This window comes from Streptomyces sp. NPDC034037 (genome assembly GCF_055575715.1).
Window position 1 is genome coordinate 431,234 of the sequence record NZ_JBVISC010000005.1, and the last position, 17,520, is coordinate 448,753.

At 69.3% G+C, this 17,520-nt stretch carries 16 protein-coding genes; 9 read left to right on the forward strand and 7 right to left on the reverse strand.

Going from position 1 to position 17,520, the window contains the following annotated elements; translation table 11 throughout:
• Positions 1–690: 690 nt before the first annotated feature.
• Positions 691–2,622 (reverse strand): chromosomal replication initiator protein DnaA, encoded by a 1,932-nt coding sequence (gene dnaA, locus ACZ516_RS20230; RefSeq protein ID WP_467465311.1) that lies wholly within the window; start codon positions 2,620–2,622, stop codon positions 691–693.
• Between the two features lie 339 nt (positions 2,623–2,961).
• Here dnaA and rpmH point away from each other — a divergent pair, with 339 nt between their 5' ends.
• The 9 genes from rpmH to ACZ516_RS20275 all read left to right on the forward strand — a co-directional run bounded on the left by rpmH (position 2,962) and on the right by ACZ516_RS20275 (position 9,863).
• Positions 2,962–3,099 (forward strand): 50S ribosomal protein L34, encoded by a 138-nt coding sequence (gene rpmH, locus ACZ516_RS20235; RefSeq protein WP_003967884.1) that lies wholly within the window; start codon positions 2,962–2,964, stop codon positions 3,097–3,099.
• Positions 3,100–3,120: 21 nt separating this feature from the next.
• Positions 3,121–3,492: a ribonuclease P protein component gene (rnpA, locus tag ACZ516_RS20240; RefSeq protein WP_358578088.1), complete on the forward strand. Its 372-nt coding sequence runs from the start codon at positions 3,121–3,123 to the stop codon at positions 3,490–3,492.
• Entirely contained in the window at positions 3,489–3,845 is a 357-nt protein-coding gene (gene yidD, locus ACZ516_RS20245) for a membrane protein insertion efficiency factor YidD (protein WP_358578091.1), read from the forward strand. Before rnpA ends, yidD begins: the two co-directional genes overlap by 4 nt.
• Positions 3,846–3,848: 3 nt before the next feature.
• On the forward strand, positions 3,849–5,153 hold the full coding sequence (yidC, locus tag ACZ516_RS20250; RefSeq protein ID WP_361081149.1) for a membrane protein insertase YidC: 1,305 nt from the start codon (positions 3,849–3,851) through the stop codon (positions 5,151–5,153).
• A 14-nt stretch (positions 5,154–5,167) separates the two neighbouring features.
• The gene (locus ACZ516_RS20255; protein WP_358578095.1) at positions 5,168–5,683 is read left to right on the forward strand and encodes a Jag family protein; all 516 of its coding nucleotides are present in this window, start codon (positions 5,168–5,170) and stop codon (positions 5,681–5,683) included.
• 98 nt (positions 5,684–5,781) lie between these two features.
• On the forward strand, positions 5,782–6,504 hold the full coding sequence (gene rsmG / locus ACZ516_RS20260) for a 16S rRNA (guanine(527)-N(7))-methyltransferase RsmG (protein WP_358578098.1): 723 nt from the start codon (positions 5,782–5,784) through the stop codon (positions 6,502–6,504).
• Between the two features lie 246 nt (positions 6,505–6,750).
• Positions 6,751–7,827: a ParA family protein gene (locus ACZ516_RS20265; RefSeq protein ID WP_358578216.1), complete on the forward strand. Its 1,077-nt coding sequence runs from the start codon at positions 6,751–6,753 to the stop codon at positions 7,825–7,827.
• Positions 7,824–8,939 (forward strand): ParB/RepB/Spo0J family partition protein, encoded by a 1,116-nt coding sequence (locus ACZ516_RS20270; protein ID WP_469011266.1) that lies wholly within the window; start codon positions 7,824–7,826, stop codon positions 8,937–8,939. The genes ACZ516_RS20265 and ACZ516_RS20270 overlap by 4 nt, the downstream gene beginning before the upstream one ends.
• 306 nt (positions 8,940–9,245) lie before the next feature.
• Complete coding sequence (locus tag ACZ516_RS20275; RefSeq protein WP_358578102.1) at positions 9,246–9,863, forward strand: GNAT family N-acetyltransferase; 618 nt, start codon at positions 9,246–9,248, stop codon at positions 9,861–9,863.
• A gap of 112 nt (positions 9,864–9,975) precedes the next feature.
• Here the strand turns inward: ACZ516_RS20275 and trxA are convergent, their stop codons facing one another.
• The 6 genes from trxA to murJ form a co-directional block, all read right to left on the reverse strand.
• Positions 9,976–10,308, reverse strand: coding sequence for a thioredoxin (gene trxA, locus ACZ516_RS20280; protein WP_358578104.1), 333 nt, complete (start codon positions 10,306–10,308; stop codon positions 9,976–9,978).
• 39 nt (positions 10,309–10,347) lie between these two features.
• Positions 10,348–11,310: a thioredoxin-disulfide reductase gene (gene trxB, locus ACZ516_RS20285; RefSeq protein WP_358578107.1), complete on the reverse strand. Its 963-nt coding sequence runs from the start codon at positions 11,308–11,310 to the stop codon at positions 10,348–10,350.
• A 128-nt stretch (positions 11,311–11,438) separates the two neighbouring features.
• On the reverse strand, positions 11,439–12,413 hold the full coding sequence (locus ACZ516_RS20290; protein ID WP_469011267.1) for an anti-sigma factor: 975 nt from the start codon (positions 12,411–12,413) through the stop codon (positions 11,439–11,441).
• Complete coding sequence (sigM, locus tag ACZ516_RS20295) at positions 12,410–13,156, reverse strand: RNA polymerase sigma factor SigM (protein WP_469011268.1); 747 nt, start codon at positions 13,154–13,156, stop codon at positions 12,410–12,412. The genes ACZ516_RS20290 and sigM overlap by 4 nt, the downstream gene beginning before the upstream one ends.
• Before the next feature lie 34 nt (positions 13,157–13,190).
• Positions 13,191–14,906 (reverse strand): protein kinase family protein, encoded by a 1,716-nt coding sequence (locus ACZ516_RS20300; protein ID WP_469011269.1) that lies wholly within the window; start codon positions 14,904–14,906, stop codon positions 13,191–13,193.
• Between the two features lie 118 nt (positions 14,907–15,024).
• Positions 15,025–17,478, reverse strand: coding sequence for a murein biosynthesis integral membrane protein MurJ (gene murJ, locus ACZ516_RS20305; protein WP_469011270.1), 2,454 nt, complete (start codon positions 17,476–17,478; stop codon positions 15,025–15,027).
• Positions 17,479–17,520 lie beyond the last annotated feature (42 nt).

Sequence of the window (17,520 nt, forward strand, 5' to 3'; positions counted from 1 at the left end):
AGTAGTAGGGCCTGTGGAAACCGTGGATAACCGTGTATGCGCTGGTCAGCACCGGTTTTTTATCCACCGTGCCTGTGGGCGGAGCCCGTGGACAACCGGGTGTTTCTGTGGACGGGCGAAAGTTCTGCACACCCGATGCACAGGCAGGGGCCACTTCTCCCCAGCGCTGTCCCCAGCTTTACCCCGCTTCCCCACAGGCCAACCCGGCACCTTGGTGTGACGCCTTTCACTCGACCCGGTGAGGGGGCGCGTCACGTTGCCGAACAGTGGACAGCCGTGTGGAGAAGCTGGGAAAAGCTGGGGACAACAGCCCCCTGCCTGTGGGCTGCCGGTGGACAACGTCGCGCACACCCTGTGGACGGAAATTTCATCCACACCCTGTGGACAGTCTTCGTCCACGAATCCACAACCACCTGACCTGGCCTGATGATCTCTCAGTCGCGCCGCCTGTGGACAGTGTCTGGACAACTTTCCAGTCCCCAGGGTGTGGACGCGAAAAAGTCCCGACATCTGTGGAGAACCCCCGTCTGAGCTGGGGAAATCGAACAACGAGGGCCGGCCGTACGAGGGTCTTGTGCGGGTGGAACGGGCTTCCCACGCCGTGAAACGGGCTCCACGCACGCGTGGGCGACGAAAAAGGCGCCCCGGGAGGTGTCCCGGGGCGCCCTCGGCGACGCGTCGCGGCGGCCGTCAGCCGTTCTTGATGCGGTTGGTGAGCTCGGTGACCTGGTTGTAGATGGAGCGCCGCTCGGCCATCAGAGCGCGGATCTTGCGGTCCGCGTGCATGACGGTCGTATGGTCGCGGCCGCCGAACTGCGCCCCGATCTTCGGCAGCGAGAGGTCGGTCAGCTCCCGGCACAGATACATGGCGATCTGGCGGGCCGTCACCAGCACGCGACTGCGCGAGGATCCGCACAAATCATCCACTGTCAGCCCGAAGTAGTCCGCGGTCGCCGCCATGATGGCCGTCGCCGTGATCTCCGGAGCCGCGTTCTCGCCGCCCGGGATCAGGTCCTTGAGGACGATCTCGGTGAGCCCCAGGTCCACGGGCTGGCGGTTCAGCGACGCGAACGCCGTGACCCGGATCAGCGCGCCCTCCAGCTCGCGGATGTTCCGCGAGATCCGCGACGCGATGAACTCGAGGACCTCCGGCGGGGCGTTGAGCTGCTCCTGCACCGCCTTCTTGCGGAGGATCGCGATGCGCGTCTCCAGCTCGGGCGGCTGGACGTCGGTGATCAGCCCCCACTCGAAGCGGTTGCGCAGCCGGTCCTCCAGCGTGACCAGCTGCTTGGGCGGCCGGTCGCTGGACAGGACGATCTGCTTGTTCGCGTTGTGGAGCGTGTTGAAGGTGTGGAAGAACTCCTCCTGGGTCGACTCCTTGTCCGCGAGGAACTGGATGTCGTCGACCAGCAGGATGTCCATCTCGCGGTAGCGCTTGCGAAAGCTGTCGCCCTTGCCGTCGCGGATGGAGTTGATGAACTCGTTGGTGAACTCCTCGGAGCTCACGTACCGCACGCGCGTTCCGGGGTACAGGCTGCGGGCGTAGTGCCCGATCGCGTGCAGCAGGTGCGTCTTGCCGAGTCCCGACTCCCCGTAGATGAAGAGGGGGTTGTACGCCTTCGCGGGCGCCTCCGCGACGGCCACCGCGGCCGCGTGCGCGAAGCGGTTGGACGCGCCGATGACGAAGGTGTCGAAGAGGTACTTGGGGTTGAGCCGGGCCGTCGGCTCGCCGGGCCCCGTCGCGGGCGCCGGCTGCGCGGCCAGCGGGCCGGGGGCGCCACTGGACGAGTTGCGGCCGACCGGGCCGCCCCGGTGCACTCCATGGCCGCCGTGCCCCTCGTTGCCCCGGTGATCGCGCGGATCGCGGTGGTCACGGGGATCGCGGTGGTCGCGGGGGTCCCCGGACGAGTCGGACATGTCATGGCGCTCGCGGCGGTCCTGCGACTCCGAGCGCTGCTGCTCGTACGGTGAGCGGTCCTGCGGCTGCGAGCGGTAGTCGCGCTGCGGCTGCTGGACCGGGTTCGCGTACGGATCGCGGTCGGGGAAGCCGAGCCGGGGCTGCTGCCAGCCGTAGTCGTCCTGCTGCTGCGGCTGCGGCCAGGCGCCGGGACCCGGGCGCCGGTAGTCCGGGTAGGCGGGCCGGGCGGTCGGCAGCTGATCGCGGGAGCCCTGGTGCTCGTCCGAGGGGCGGCGCCCATAACTCTCGTAGCCGTCCCGCCCCTGGCCCGAGCCGGAGGGCAGCTCGGGCTCCTCGTAGCGCTGCTGGTGCGACTGCTGCTGGCCCTGCTGGTGCTGGATCGGCGGGCCGGCCGGTTCGCCGACGGAGTCGTCGACCGTGATGGCGATGCGGATCGGGCGGCCGCACTCACGGCTCAGCGTCTCGCTGACCACGGGGGCCAGCCGGCCCTCCAGGACGCCCTTGGCGAACTCGTTCGGCACGGCGAGCAGCGCGGTGTCGGCGACCAGCGCCAGGGGCTGGCAGCTCCGGAGCCACCGCTCGTCCTTCGCCTCGACACCCTGGCCCCGCCCCTCACCCAGCAGATGTTCCAGAACTCGTGGCCACACTGCGGCAAGATCGGCAGGTACATCAGCCACAGGGCACGCTCTCTCACGGGGTCCCACGAAGGTGTGGTTCTTGGGACGGAAATCGGGATGGGGAGGGGGAAGGGAACGAATCGGAGTTCAGCCAAGGTAGTCAGGGCGACGGCTGCGGTTCAAGTTGTTGTCCACAGGCTGTGCACAGTGTCTCCCTCCAGCGGTCGGTTTGACCGGATGGCGTAGCCCCGCGTACCGTGACCAGGTCGAGTTGTCGATGGCTGCTGCCGCCTGCCTCCGATGGGCAAAGATCACGATCTGTGATTGTGAAGCGGTGCACTCGGTGCGTATTCGCGAGCTTCTCGTGGGCGCACGGTGACAGCCAGGCGATGTCCCGCCACCCACGATCATTTCTGGAGCCCCCGAGTGAGCAAGCGCACCTTCCAGCCGAACAACCGCCGTCGCGCCAAGACCCACGGCTTCCGCCTGCGGATGCGCACCCGCGCCGGCCGCGCGATCCTCGCCAACCGTCGTGGCAAGGGTCGCTCCAGCCTGTCCGCCTGATCTCAGTCAGGTCATGACGTCGTGCTGCCTACCGAGCATCGGCTGAGGCGGCGCGAAGACTTCGCGACCGCGGTACGCCGAGGACGCCGGGCCGGACGCCCGCTCCTCGTCGTCCATCTACGCAGCGGTGCAACGGACCCGCACGTGCCTGGGGAGAGCCTTCCCCCGACACGTGCGGGTTTCGTCGTCAGCAAGGCCGTGGGTGGAGCAGTCGTACGCAACAGCGTGAAGCGCAGGCTTCGCCACCTCATGCGCGACCGGCTCGCGGCCGTGCCCCCCGGTAGCCTGGTAGTCGTACGAGCGCTGCCCGGAGCGGGCGACGCCGACCATGCACAGCTGGCCCGAGACCTGGACGCCGCCTTGCAGCGGCTGCTGGGAGGGGGCGCGCGATGAAGTACCCGCTGCTGGCCCTTATCAAGCTGTACCAGTGGACGATCAGTCCGCTTCTGGGTCCGGTCTGCAAGTACTACCCGTCGTGTTCCCGCTACGGCTACCTGGCCATCGACCGGCACGGTGCGCTCAAGGGCACGGCGCTCACCGCCTGGCGCGTCCTGCGGTGCAATCCGTGGTCGCTCGGTGGTGTCGACCATGTTCCGCCGCGCAAGCGTCCGCGGTGGCACGAGATGCTGCGCGCCGCCTGGCGCGAACGCAAGGGCGGGCCCTCCGCCGCAGGCGCGCCGACCGGGCCTCCTCCCCCGAGCACGGCCGCCGAGACCGAGACCCCGTCCCATGCTCAAGGAGCCTGATTAGTGGACACGATTGCCAGTCTCTTCAGCTTTATCACGACACCAGTTTCGTGGGTCATCGTCCAGTTCCACTCGGTGTACGGGAAGCTCTTCGGCCCCGACACGGGCTGGGCCTGGGGCCTGTCCATCGTGTCCCTGGTGATCCTGATCCGAATCTGCCTGATCCCGCTCTTCGTGAAGCAGATCAAGGCCACTCGGGCCATGCAGACGCTGCAGCCCGAGATGAAGAAGATCCAGGAGCGCTACAAGAGCGACAAGCAGCGCCAGTCCGAAGAGATGATGAAGCTGTACAAGGAGTCGGGCACCAACCCGCTCTCCTCGTGCCTTCCCATCCTGGCGCAGTCGCCCTTCTTCTTCGCCCTCTACCACGTGCTGAACGGCATCGCGACGGGCAAGACGATCGGCGTCATCGACCAGGGTCTTCTGGAGAGCGCGCGTAAGGCGCACATCTTCGGTGCTCCGCTGGCCGCGAAGTTCACGGACAGCGCCGACAAGGTCGCCTCGCTCAGCGCCTCGATGACGGACGTCCGCGTCGTCACCGCGATCATGATCATCATGATGTCGGCCTCGCAGTTCTTCACCCAGCGCCAGCTGATGACGAAGAACGTGGACACCACGGTCAAGACGCCGTTCATGCAGCAGCAGAAGATGCTGATGTACGTCTTCCCGATCATGTTCGCCGTCTTCGGCATCAACTTCCCCGTCGGTGTCCTCGTCTACTGGCTGACCACCAACGTGTGGACCATGGGCCAGCAGATGTTCGTGATCCGCCGGAACCCGACGCCGGGCTCCAAGGCCCAGGCGGCCTTCCTGGAGCGTCTGCAGAAGCAGATCACCCACACCAAGAAGGTGCGGGGACGGGGCAACATGAACGTCATCAAGGCGATCGTCGCCAAGGGCCGTGACCGCAACGAGTTCGAGCGCAAGTTCATCAACGGTCTGACCAAGGCGGGCCTCGCGGCCCAGGCCGACGGCACCGTGGTGGAGAGCGAGACCTCGGTCGCCACGCTGACCGAGGACGGTGCCACCGCCGCCGGTGGCCCCAAGCGCCAGCAGCCCAAGCGCCAGAGCAAGGCCAAGCGCCAGACCGCCATCGCGCAGGGCGCCACCAGGACGGACGCCGAAGAGGCGCCCAAGACGTCACTGGAGAAGGCTCAGGTCCAGCCCGAGGACGCCGCCCCCAAGGCCAAGCCGACGGGCGGCGACACGACGGGCACCAAGCCCGGCTCCGGTACCCGCAGCAAAGCCAAGTCGGGACAGCAGCGCAAGGGCCAGCCGCGGCCCAAGCACCCGTCCTCCAAGAAGTAGAAGGAGCCCATCCCGTGACGGAAGGCACCACCTCCTCCGCCGCTGCCGAGGCCGGCGACACTCTCACGCGCCTCGAGCAGGAGGGCGAGATCGCGGCGGACTACCTCGAGGGTCTGCTGGACATCGCCGACCTCGACGGTGACATCGACATGGATGTCGAGGCCGACCGGGCCGCTGTCTCGATCATCAGCGACACCGCCGGCCGTGACCTGCAGAAGCTGGTCGGGCGCGACGGCGAGGTCCTGGAGGCCCTCCAGGAGCTCACGCGTCTCGCCGTGCACCGCGAGACCGGGGACCGCAGCCGCCTGATGCTGGACATCGCGGGCTACCGCGCCAAGAAGCGTGAGGAGCTGTCGGAGCTGGGCGCCACGGCCGCGGCCGAGGTCAAGAGCTCCGGCGAGCCGGCCAGGCTCAAGCCGATGACGCCGTTCGAGCGCAAGGTCGTGCATGATGCGGTCAAGGCCGCCGGTCTGCGCAGCGAGTCCGAGGGCGAGGAGCCGCAGCGCTTCGTCGTCGTGCTCCCCGCCTGAGCGACACCGCTCTTCCCGGCCCCGTCTGTCCGCAGGCGGGGCCGGTCTTTGTCAGCCCGATAGTCACCACCCCAGTGCGGTACGGAAGGACGGTCCCCGTGACGGAGGCAGCGGAGCTTCCCCCGGCGCCTGAAGAGGCGCGGACGGTATTCGGCGATCGCTTCACGGACGCGGTCCGGTACGCGGAGCTGCTCGCCGATGCGGGAGTGCAGCGAGGCCTGATCGGCCCCCGGGAAGTACCCCGGCTCTGGGAGCGGCACCTGCTGAACTGCGCGGTGCTCTCCGAGGTCGTGCCCGAAGGCGTCACGGTCTGCGACGTCGGCTCAGGCGCCGGGCTTCCCGGCATCCCGCTGGCACTGGTCCGCCCGGATCTGAAGATCACCCTCCTTGAGCCGCTGCTGCGGCGCACGAACTTCCTCACCGAGGTCGTCGAGCTGCTCGGGCTCGACCATGTGACGGTCGTACGCGGCCGCGCCGAGGAAGTCCTCGGCAAGCTGCCTCCGGTCCATGTGGTGACCGCGCGGGCCGTCGCGCCGCTGGACCGGCTGGCGGCCTGGGGCGTTCCTCTGCTGCGCCCGTACGGGGAGATGCTTCTCCTGAAGGGCGACACCGCCGAGGAAGAGGTCAAGGCCGCGGGGTCCGCCCTGAGCAAGCTCGGCGCGGTGGGCACCTCGGTCCTGCATGTCGGAGAGGGCGTGGTGGACCCCCTGTCCACGGTCGTACGGGTCGAGGTCGGGGAGAGCCCGGGCGGAGTACGCTTCGCGGCCAAGCGGGCCAAGGCGGCGCGCACGGGCCGCACGCGCCGCCGTCGGCACGGCTGACACAGGGCCGTAGAAGCGGTCCATACGTACGCATACCGGGGTGTCGCAGCAGCGGCACCCCGGTTGCCGTGCATCGTGTTTCACGTGAAACGTCGCTCACTGCTGCATGGCATCATCAATCGCGGCCGCGCTGCGGAACCTCGCGACCGCCGCCCCCTCGGTTCCCTCGACAGGGGAACGGAGTTGTCCACAGAGGTGGATTCGTCCACAGATAACCGGGCCTCGCTGGTTCATGAACCTCAAAGCATGGGAGGCTCTGTTCATTGTGAGCCTGATGTCGAGGAGAGTGAATCCTTGCGGTCCGACGCCAACATCGCGGGACCGATGACCGATCCGGTCCCCGGTCCCCGTACCGAATCGGCGGGGGAGGATGTTTCACGTGAAACACCGACCCCGATGGACGACACACCCATCGGCCGTGCTGCCCAACTGGCGGTGGAAGCGCTTGGTCGCGCAGGAGAAGGCCTGCCACGACCCGAGCAGACCCGCGTCATGGTCGTCGCGAACCAGAAGGGCGGGGTGGGCAAGACGACGACGACCGTCAATCTCGCCGCCTCGCTCGCCTTGCACGGCGCCCGTGTCCTGGTGATCGACCTCGACCCGCAGGGCAACGCCTCCACCGCTCTCGGTATCGACCACCACGCCGAGGTGCCGTCCATCTACGACGTCCTGGTCGAGAGCAAGCCACTCTCCGACGTCGTGCAGCCGGTGCCGGATGTCGAAGGCCTCTTCTGCGCCCCGGCCACGATCGACCTGGCCGGCGCGGAGATCGAGCTGGTGTCGCTGGTGGCGCGGGAGAGCCGGCTGCAACGGGCGATCCAGGCCTACGAGCAGCCGCTGGACTACATCCTCATCGACTGCCCGCCGTCCCTGGGACTGCTGACGGTCAACGCCATGGTGGCGGGCGCCGAGGTGCTGATCCCCATCCAGTGCGAGTACTACGCGCTGGAAGGACTCGGCCAGCTCCTGCGCAACGTCGACCTCGTGCGGGGGCACCTCAACCCGCACCTGCACGTCTCGACGATCCTGCTCACCATGTACGACGGCAGGACCCGGCTCGCCTCCCAGGTGGCGGACGAGGTGCGCAGCCACTTCGGAAAGGAAGTGCTGCGGACCAGCATCCCGCGGTCGGTCCGCATCTCGGAGGCGCCGAGCTACGGCCAGACGGTGCTCACCTACGATCCGGGATCGAGTGGCGCGCTTTCCTACTTCGAAGCGGCACGCGAGATCGCGCTGCGCGGGGTCGGAGTGCACTACGACGTACAACACGCCCACCCGGGCGCTCAGAACGACCAGCACAGCACGACGGAGGGGATGCAGTGAGCGAGCGACGGAGGGGACTGGGGCGGGGCCTCGGTGCCTTGATCCCTGCGGCCCCGACAGAGAAGCAGGTACCGCAGAGCGCAGCGGGAGCTTCGACCTCTCCGACGGCTGTGCCGGTACTCACCGCCGAGCGAGGAGTGGCCGCCGCGAAGGTGACGGCGCTCCCGCAGTCCACCGTTTCACGTGAAACGGTGGAGCCGCCCCGACAGGCGGCAGCGCCCCAGGAGAATACGCCGACGGCCGGTGCTTACTTCGCAGAGCTGCCGTTGGACTCCATCACCCCCAACCCCCGGCAGCCGCGTGAGGTGTTCGATGAGGACGCCCTCGCGGAGTTGGTCACCTCCATCAAGGAGGTAGGTCTGCTTCAGCCGGTCGTCGTACGGCAGTTGGGCCCCACGCGCTACGAACTCATCATGGGTGAGCGGCGCTGGCGCGCCTGCCGGGAGGCGGGTCTGGAGCGCATCCCGGCGATCGTGCGGGCCACGGACGACGAGAAGCTTCTGCTGGACGCGCTGCTGGAGAACCTGCACCGTGCCCAGCTGAACCCCCTGGAAGAGGCCGCCGCCTACGACCAGCTCCTCAAGGACTTCAACTGCACGCACGACCAGCTGGCGGACCGCATCGGCCGGTCCCGTCCACAGGTCTCCAACACCCTGCGCCTGCTGAAGCTCTCCCCTGCCGTGCAGCGCAGGGTGGCCGCCGGGGTCCTCTCCGCCGGGCACGCCCGGGCGCTGCTCTCCGTGGAGGACTCGGAGGAGCAGGACCGGCTCGCGCACCGGATCGTGGCCGAAGGCCTCTCGGTGCGTGCCGTCGAGGAGATCGTGACCCTCATGGGGTCCCGCCCCCAGAGCACGCCGAAGGCCAAGGGACCGCGTGCCGGTGCCCGGCTCTCGCCGGCGCTGAGCAGCCTGGCCACTCGTCTCTCGGACCGGTTCGAGACCCGGGTACGGGTGGACCTCGGGCAGAAGAAGGGCAAGATCGTCGTCGATTTCGCCTCGCTGGAGGACCTGGAGCGCATCCTCAGCACGCTGGCTCCGGGTGAGGGCCCCGTCCTGAAGAACGGCCAGGTCGAGGACGCCCCGGAGGACACCTCCGAGGACCGCAAGGCCTAGCCACGCCAGTCGGCAGCGCGAGAGCGGGCCGTGTCCGGTCTGTACCGGAACACGGCCCGCTCTTTGCTTTCCTACGGTATCGGTGGAATCACTTCGTGGATACGATGCGTTCGGGTATGGCGCATCCACCTGACGGCACCTCTTTGGGGAGGCGGGGGCCATGCGGACGATGAGCCGCACCGGACTGATGACCGCGGGCCTGGGGCTTGGGGCGGTCGGCGGGTTCGTCGGCAGTCTGCTCCGGGAACGAAGCGCTCTGACAGCCGCCCGCAGTGTGGCGGGCGAGGAAAGTGAGGGACCGCCTTCATGGGGCGTCGGCTCGTACCGCTCACGCTGGACAACCTCCCGGACCTTCCCGAACGCTGCCGATCGTGCGTCTTCTGGGAACTGGACCCGGTCAGCGGCGAGGCCGCGGTAAAGGCCGGAACGGCAGAGGCGGAGAAGGAGGCGTGGATCTCCGCGGTCCTGCTGGAATGGGGCTCCTGCGGCCGGGTTGTGTACGTCGACGACGTGCCGGTGGGTTTCGTGCTCTACGCTCCCCCCGCCTATGTTCCGCGCTCCACCGCGTTCCCGACGAGCCCTGTGTCGCCGGACGCGGTTCAGCTCATGACGGCATGGATCATGCCCGGGTATCAGGGCCAGGGGCTCGGCCGGGTGATCGTCCAGACGGTCGCGAAGGATCTGCTGCGTCGGGGGTTCAAGGCGATCGAGGCCTTCGGCGACGCGCGGTGGGAGAAGCCGGCCTGTCTGCTGCCCGCCGACCACCTGCTGGCGGTGGGCTTCAAGACGGTCCGCCCGCACCCCGCCTATCCACGGCTGAGGCTGGAGCTGCGGACGACGATCTCCTGGAAGGAAGACGTCGAGATGGCGCTCGACCGGTTGCTGGGGGCGGTACAGAAGGAACCGGCGCTACGACCGCTCTGAGTGAGTGGGCCGAGCGCGCCGCATGGAGCAAACACAATGGGCCGGTCCCAGAGGACCGGCCCATTCGTGTTTCACGTGAAACACCATGCGCCGCGTGAAACGGCGTCGATGCTCACTCGGCGATGAAGTCCGCCAGGTCACGCTCGAGCGCGGCCTTCGGCTTGGCACCGACGATGGTCTTGGCGACCTCGCCACCCTGGTACACGTTCAGGGTCGGGATGGACATGACGCCGTACCGGGCGGCCGTGCCCGGGTTCTCGTCGATGTTGAGCTTGACGATCTCGATCTTGTCGCCGTGCTCGGCCGCGATCGCCTCCAGGGAGGGGGCGATCTGGCGGCACGGACCGCACCAGGCAGCCCAGAAGTCCACCAGTACGGGCTTGTCGTTCTTGAGGACGTCCTCCTCGAAGGAGGCGTCGGTCACGTTCTTGAGGGTGCCGGCCACGGCAGTCTCCTTAACTTGGTGCGGTGGGGGAAGAGGGGGTCAGACGGTGGCAGCCGTCGCGGTCTCGCTGTCGGCGAGGGCCGCGAGGAAGCGCTCGGCGTCGAGGGCGGCGGAGCAGCCGGTGCCGGCCGCCGTGATCGCCTGGCGGTAGGTGTGGTCGACGACGTCACCGGCACCGAAGACGCCGGTGAGGTTCGTCCGGGTCGACGGCGCCGCCACCTTCAGGTAACCCTCGTCGTCCAGCTCCAGCTGGCCCTTGAAGAGCTCCGTGCGCGGGTCGTGGCCGATGGCGATGAACAGGCCGGTCACCGGCAGCTCGGAGGTCTCGCCCGTCTTGAGGTTGCGCAGCGTCAGCCCGGAGAGCTTCTGCTCGCCCTTGATCTCGGCGACTTCGCTGTCCCAGATGAACTTGATCTTCGGGTCGGCGAAGGCGCGCTCCTGCATCGCCTTGGAGGCGCGCAGGCTGTCGCGGCGGTGCACGATCGTCACGGACTTGGCAAAGCGCGACAGGAAGGTGGCTTCCTCCATGGCGGTGTCGCCGCCACCGATGACGGCGATGTCCTGGTCCTTGAAGAAGAAGCCGTCGCAGGTGGCACACCAGGAGACGCCGCGTCCGGAGAGCGCGTCCTCGTTCGGCAGGCCGAGCTTGCGGTGCTGCGAGCCGGTCGTGACGATGACGGCCTTCGCGCGGTGCACGGTGCCCGCGGTGTCCGTCACGGTCTTGATCTCACCGGTGAGGTCGACGGCGACCACGTCGTCGGGCACGAGCTCGGCGCCGAAGCGCTCGGCCTGCGCACGCATGTTGTCCATGAGCTCGGGGCCCATGACGCCGTCCTGGAAGCCGGGGAAGTTCTCCACCTCGGTGGTGTTCATCAGCGCACCGCCGGCGGTGACGGCGCCCTCGAACACCAGCGGCTTCAGCGACGCGCGCGCGGTGTAGAGCGCCGCCGTGTAGCCGGCGGGCCCGGAGCCGATGATGATCACGTTACGGACGTCGGTCACGGCTTGATTCCTCGTCTCTGGGGACTGCTGCGTACTGCTGGTGGGTGCCTGTCTCAGGACTACTCACCCCACCCAACGGATCCTACGGGGCATGCATTCCCCGCCGTGCCCGCGCGTACGGAGGCGTGTCAGCCCTGAGGGTAGGAATGCGTCAGCAGAACCTTGCCCGCGCTCGGTGAGGACTTGCCCACACAGGCGGCGTCGACGATGTAGGCGGAGACCTGACCGGCGTCGGAATCGTGGGGCACCACGACGAGATACGCGCGCTTTCCCTCGTACGAGCCCTCTTCGGCGGCGAGCGGGGTCCTGGAGCCGATGCCGCGCCGGATGCACTCGGGGACCCGGACCGTCTCCTCGCGCAGCGGGGAGTCGGCCGTCGGGGACTCCGGGCTGGAGCGGGTGTCGAAGGACGGCTTGGACCCGTCCGACTTGTGGCCCCGCGACTTCTTGACCGGGCTCTTGACCAACAGGTCGGCGACCTGCCCCTTGAGCGTGCCCTCGGAGAAGGAGTCCGCGGTCTTCTGCCGGTCCGCGGAGGTGTTCGGGGAGTCATCGCCCAGGGTCTGCATCAGCAGGGACCCCAGACCGATGGCAGCGGCGGTGAACACGGCCCCGAGCACGGCTGTACGGCGGCGGGTACGGCGTGGAGGCGCACCGCGCCCCGGACCGGTGGCCCCGCGCGGTCGCCCGGCAGGCCGGTCGGCGGAAGCGCGGGGCATGGCGGTGGGGGCGGCAGCGGGCTCTGTTTCACGTGAAACACGCGGCGCGGCAACGGACGCCGAAGGGGTGGATGCCGAGGTGGCCGCCGCGGGCTCCGCCGCGTCCGTCGAGGGGCCGTCGGGAGCGGTGGCGTCCAGCAGCGCTTCGGCGGCCAGCGCCGCGTCGATCCGACCCGCGACATCGGCCGGCATAGCTGGCGGGCCGGGGAGGGTGCCGAGCAGGCCGCGGATCTCTTCCAGGGAGGCATGGACGTCGGCGCAGAGGTCACAGCTGTCGAGATGCCGCCGTACATCGCCCGTGCGCGACGGGGAGAGCAGGCCTTCGGTCAGATCGGAGATCTCGGTGACCTCCGGGTGCCCGTCCGAGTCGGTCGTGGCTGTCACGCCTGCCCACCTCCGCCCTTCACCGCAGCTGAATCGCTTGGTCCCGCATCCCGTGGCCCTGCTGCCGGTGGGACGGATGTCCCCTGCGTCCGGTTCCTTCCCGAGCCGGGCCCCTTGTCTTTGCCGTCCTTGCTGACCTCGTAGCTGTCGCCGTCGCGCGCACGTGTCTCCGAGCGCAGATGGGTGAGCAGCGGCAGCAGTCTGGCTCTGCCACGGGCGCAGCGGCTCTTGACCGTGCCGGTGGGGACGTCGAGGACCCGGGCGGCCTCGGCGACCGGGTAGCCCTGCATGTCGACCAGGACGAGGGCGGCACGCTGGTCGTGGGGGAGCGTGCGCAGCGCCTCCTGGAGTTCCCGGTGCAGGTCGTTCCGCTCGGCCGGGGCGGACGCCGACTCCTCGGGCTCCAGCAGTTGTTCGAGGCGCTCGGTGTCGTCGAGCGGGGAGGTCTTGCGGGAAGCGGCCTTGCGGGCCCGGTCGAGGCAGGCGTTGACGGTGATCCGGTGCAGCCAGGTCGTGACGGCGGACTGGCCGCGGAAGGTGTGCGCGGCACGGTAGGCGGAGACGAGAGCGTCCTGTACCGCGTCGGCGGCTTCCTCGCGGTCTCCCAGGGTGCGCAGCGCCACGGCCCACAGCCGGTCCCGGTGGCGGCGGACCAGCTCACCGAAGGCGTCCTTGTCGTGCCCGGAGACATGGCGGGCGAGGAGCTCCTGATCGCTCAGGTCACCGTGCGCGGTGTCGTCCACCGTCGATCCCCTCCCCCCGTGCCACGCCGACCCCTCAGCCCTTGAACTTCACGTCCGCGATGGCCTGCTTGAATCCTGCTTCCTTGAAGCCGTCGGGGCCGGACCGCGGAAGGGACGTCATCCACAAAAGCACGTACTGCGATTTCACGGGTTTCTTGGCCACGATCTTCGCGGTGTCGCCGGATGTCGTGGCGGTACCGATCTTCTTCATCGAGTCGATCGGGGTCGTGGGTTTCAGCGAGTCCGCGGCCAACAACGTGACCGTGGTCTCGGGACCGCTGTACAGAAGGGCTATGGACGCCTCGGAGACGTTCTGCTTCGAGCCGAGGTCGTACACGATCCCGACGCCGGGCTTGAACGGGGCGATCTTCGGTCCGTCGTCGAAGGTCTTGGTGCGCCAGAGCGTCGAACGGTCCTTGTCGTAGGTCTTCGCGACGGCACTCGGATCCTGGGCCACGCCCTCCAGGACGTACTCCTGGCCGTTCTCGATGCTGATCGGCTTCTTGGGCCTGAGGCGGTCCTTGTCGTCGCCGTCCTTGGTCGTCTGCGTGGTGTTGGTGTCCGCGGAGTTCTCGCGTTCCATCAGGGCGTCCGCGAGCTGCCAGCTGCCGAGACCGAGCGCGGCGATCAGCAGTGCTGACACGGCCCACTTGAGGGCCCTGCCGGTACGGCTCTGCAGCGGGGCCGGCGGCGCGAGCACGGGCGGGGTGGCGCCGGGGTGGAGCGCGGGGCGGCCGTAGGTGCCCTGCTGGTACGTGGTGCGCTGGTACTCGGGCGGCGCGGTGAACGCCGGCTCCGGCGGGCGGATGCGGGGCATCTCGCCGATGGCCTTGACCAGCTCCTCCGGCGTCGTGCACGGCTGGTCCTGGCGGGAGGCGGTCGCCCCGTCGTTGACGAGCGCCCGCATGGCGAGCTCGGAGAGGCCGCGGTGGACCCCTGCCCGCACCTGGTCGGGGGCGATGAGGCCGACGTCCTTGGGCAGCCCGGAGAGGCCGTAGGCGTCGTCCGCGTACGGCCAGCGCTGCGTCAGCGAGGCGTACAGCAGCGCGCCGATCGCCTCCGTGTCCGTGCGCTGCGGGGTCTCGGAGCTGATCCCGCGCAGCGCGGCGTTCACGGCGAGGCCGCGGATGCGGTACTGACCGGTGGAGGTGCGCAGCACGGCGCTCGGGGTCAGCCGCAGATGGGCCAGCCCTTCGCGGTGTGCGGCGGCCATGGCCTGGGCGATCTGGCTGACGAGCTGGTACGCGTCGTGCGCCTCCAGGGGGCCGGCCGCGAGGACCGCGGTGAGTTCCGTGGCGTCCGGAAGCCATTCGTGGACGACGTAGACGAGATCGTTCTCCTCGACCGCGTCCAGGACCTGCACGAACCGCGGGTCTCCGAGGAGAGCCGAGGAACGGGCCGCCGCCAGCACGGAGCGTGCCCGTGCGTGGTTCGCGGGCAGCAGGTGTACGCCGACGGCACGGCGGAGTTTCTCGTCCACCGCGCGCCAGCTGCTGAACCCGTCCAGTCGAGTGACGCACTCTTCGAGTCGGTAGCGTCTGGCGAGCTTGTGGCCGCTGTGCAGTTCCGGGGGTGAGGAGGCCCCACGGCTCTTGGGTTTCCCGGTTTCCGCCGCGTCTTCGTCTGCTGCCGTGTCCCGCTCCCGGGTTAGGGCCACCCCGTCGGCCGTGGGCTGCTCCGCCTTGGCGGTCAGCGGCTCATCACCGCTGTTGTCTGCCACGTCGACGGCAGCCGTGCTCCGTTCCGCCACCGTCGTTCCTGCCTCCCCATCCATCGCGCTTCGTCAGACGCCGAAGCCAATTGTGCCCACAGTCCTGTGCTCTGCACGACACGCGGTCCCCGGCGATGGTTGTGCGGTACTCCTCATCTCAGCGCCCGAGACGGCCGCGGACCATGCCGACCATGGAGTTGATCTCCTCGATCCGCATGCGCTTGGCCGCGACGAAGAAGACGCCGATCAGTACGAAGCCGCCCGCGACCAGTGCCGCCAGGGACCCGAGGACACCCTGTCCGAGCGCTCTGGTGACGGCGTACGCGGCGCCGCCGCCGAGCACGGCCGCGGGCAGCGCCGCGATGCCGAGCCGCGCGTACGTACGCAGGACACGGGAGCCGTCCAGGTCGCCGCCGAGCCGCTTGCGCAGCCGCTGCCAGGCGACGCCCACGCCGATGGCGTAGGCGAGGCCGTAGACGGCCGCCATGCCGGTGACCGCCCAGCGGGTGGGCAGCAGCAGGTAGCAGGCCCCGGAGGCAGCGGCGTTCACGGCCGCCACGATGACCGTGTTGTAGAAGGGGGTGCGCGTGTCCTCGTAGGCGTAGAAGGCGCGCAGCACGACGTACTGCACGGAGTACGGGATCAGGCCGAGGCCGAAGGCCATCAGCATGTAGCCCATGTTCGTGGCCTGGGCGGTGCCCGAGGAGCCGAAGATCAGCGTGCAGGCGGGGATGCCGAGGGCGACGAAGCCGAGGGCGATGGGCACGATCGCGACGGCCGTCGTGCGCAGGCCCTGGGAGATGTCGTCCCGGACGGAGCCGGCGTCCCCGTCCTGGGCCGAGCGGGCCAGCCGGGGCAGCAGGGCCGCCATCAGCGAAACCGTGATGATGGCCTGCGGGAGCCCCCAGATGAGCTGGGCGTTCGCGTAGGCGGAGAAGCCGATGCCGCTCGTCGAGGGCAGGTCGGTGGTGGCGGCGGTGGCCAGCTGGGTGACGACGAGGGCGCCCGCCTGGTTGGCCAGCACGAACAGGACTGTCCACTTGGCGAGCTTGGCGGCCTTGCCGAGACCGTGGCCCTTCCAGTCGAAGCGGGGACGCAGCCGGAACCCGGTCTCGCGCAGGTACGGGATCATCGCCAGGGCCTGGACGACCAGACCGAGCAGGACACCGAAGCCGAGGAGCCGCTCGGCCTCCGGCGGGATGCTGTCGACGGACATGCGGGACGTCGCCGCGGTGCCGTACACCCAGAGGAACATGCCGAGTGTGGCGATGATGACGATGTTGTTGAGGACCGGGGTCCACATCATCGCGCCGAACTTTCCGCGCGCGTTAAGGATCTGGCCCATCACCACGTGGATGCCCATGAAGAAGATCGAGGGCAGGAAGTACCGCAGCAGCGTCGTGCCGACCTCGGTCGCCGCGGGGTCGTCGGCGACCGGAACGGACATCACCCGCACCAACTGGGGGGCCAGGACCATGCCGAGGACGGTGAGGACGCCGAGCGCCACCATGACGAGGGTCAGCAGGCGGTTGGCGTAGGCCTCGCCGCCGTCCTCGTCCTCCTTCATGGAACGGACCAGCTGCGGGACGAACACCGAGTTGAGGCCGCCGCCGACGGTGAGGATGTAGATCATCGTCGGGATCTGGTAGACGACCTGGAAGGTGTCGCCGAGCAGGCCGACGCCCAGCGCCGAGACGATCAGCGCGGAGCGGATGAAACCGGTGAGGCGGGAGACGAGCGTGCCCGCCGCCATGACGGCGCTGGACTTGAGGAGGCCTGAGGCCCGGCCCCCCGACTTCGGGGCGGGCGCGGCGGCCGGCGTCGCGACGGGCGGGGGCACCGGGGCCGCGGGGGCGGGCACGATCGACTGGTCGGCGGGGGGATAGCCGCTGTCGAGGGGCTGCTGGTAGCCGCCCTGGGGGTAGCCGTTGTCGTTCTGGGGATAGGCGTTCCCGTGCGGGTAGCCGTTGCCCTGCTGGTATCCGCCCTGCTGGTGTCCGTCCTGCGGGTAGCCGTTCTCCTGCGGGTAGCCGCTCTGGGGCTGGCCGTTGTTGTCCTGCGGGTAGCCGTTGCCGTGCGGCCGGCCGTTGTCCTGCGGGTGGCCGTCCTGCTGGTAGCCGACCTGCTGGCCGCCGTAGCCGCCGGACTGCTGGTCGCGGAAGAGGTGGGCGAAGGCGTCGGGCTCGTGCCGCTCCTCGCCGGCCTGGGTGACCAGGTCGTCGACGCCCACGAACTGCGTCGTACGGGCGTCGTCGCCGTACGGCAGATGCCGGGTCGGGCCCTGCGGCTCCGGGGCCGGGGGCTGGGCCCACACACGAGGGTCGGGGGCGTGCTCGGGCGTGGGCGGCCGGCCGTAGAGCGGCTGCTGCGGGTAGGTGCCCGGCGGCGGCGGAGGGTGGGCCGCGCGGTCGTAGAGCGCCTCGGTCACCGGATCCTGGGCGGAGAGGTCCCGCGCCCGGTAGGGATCCTGGTCGTAGGCGTCCTGGAAGTACGTGTCGGGCGCGGGCTGCGGCGGAACCTGCCCGTGGTCGGCAGAGTCCGCGGGCGGGCCCTCGGGCGAGGCGGAGCCGCCCGAGCCCTGGCCGCGGTCACCGTCGTACGGCGCGTTCATGGTTTACCCCACCTCATCGTCCCCGGGCCCACCGGCCACGAC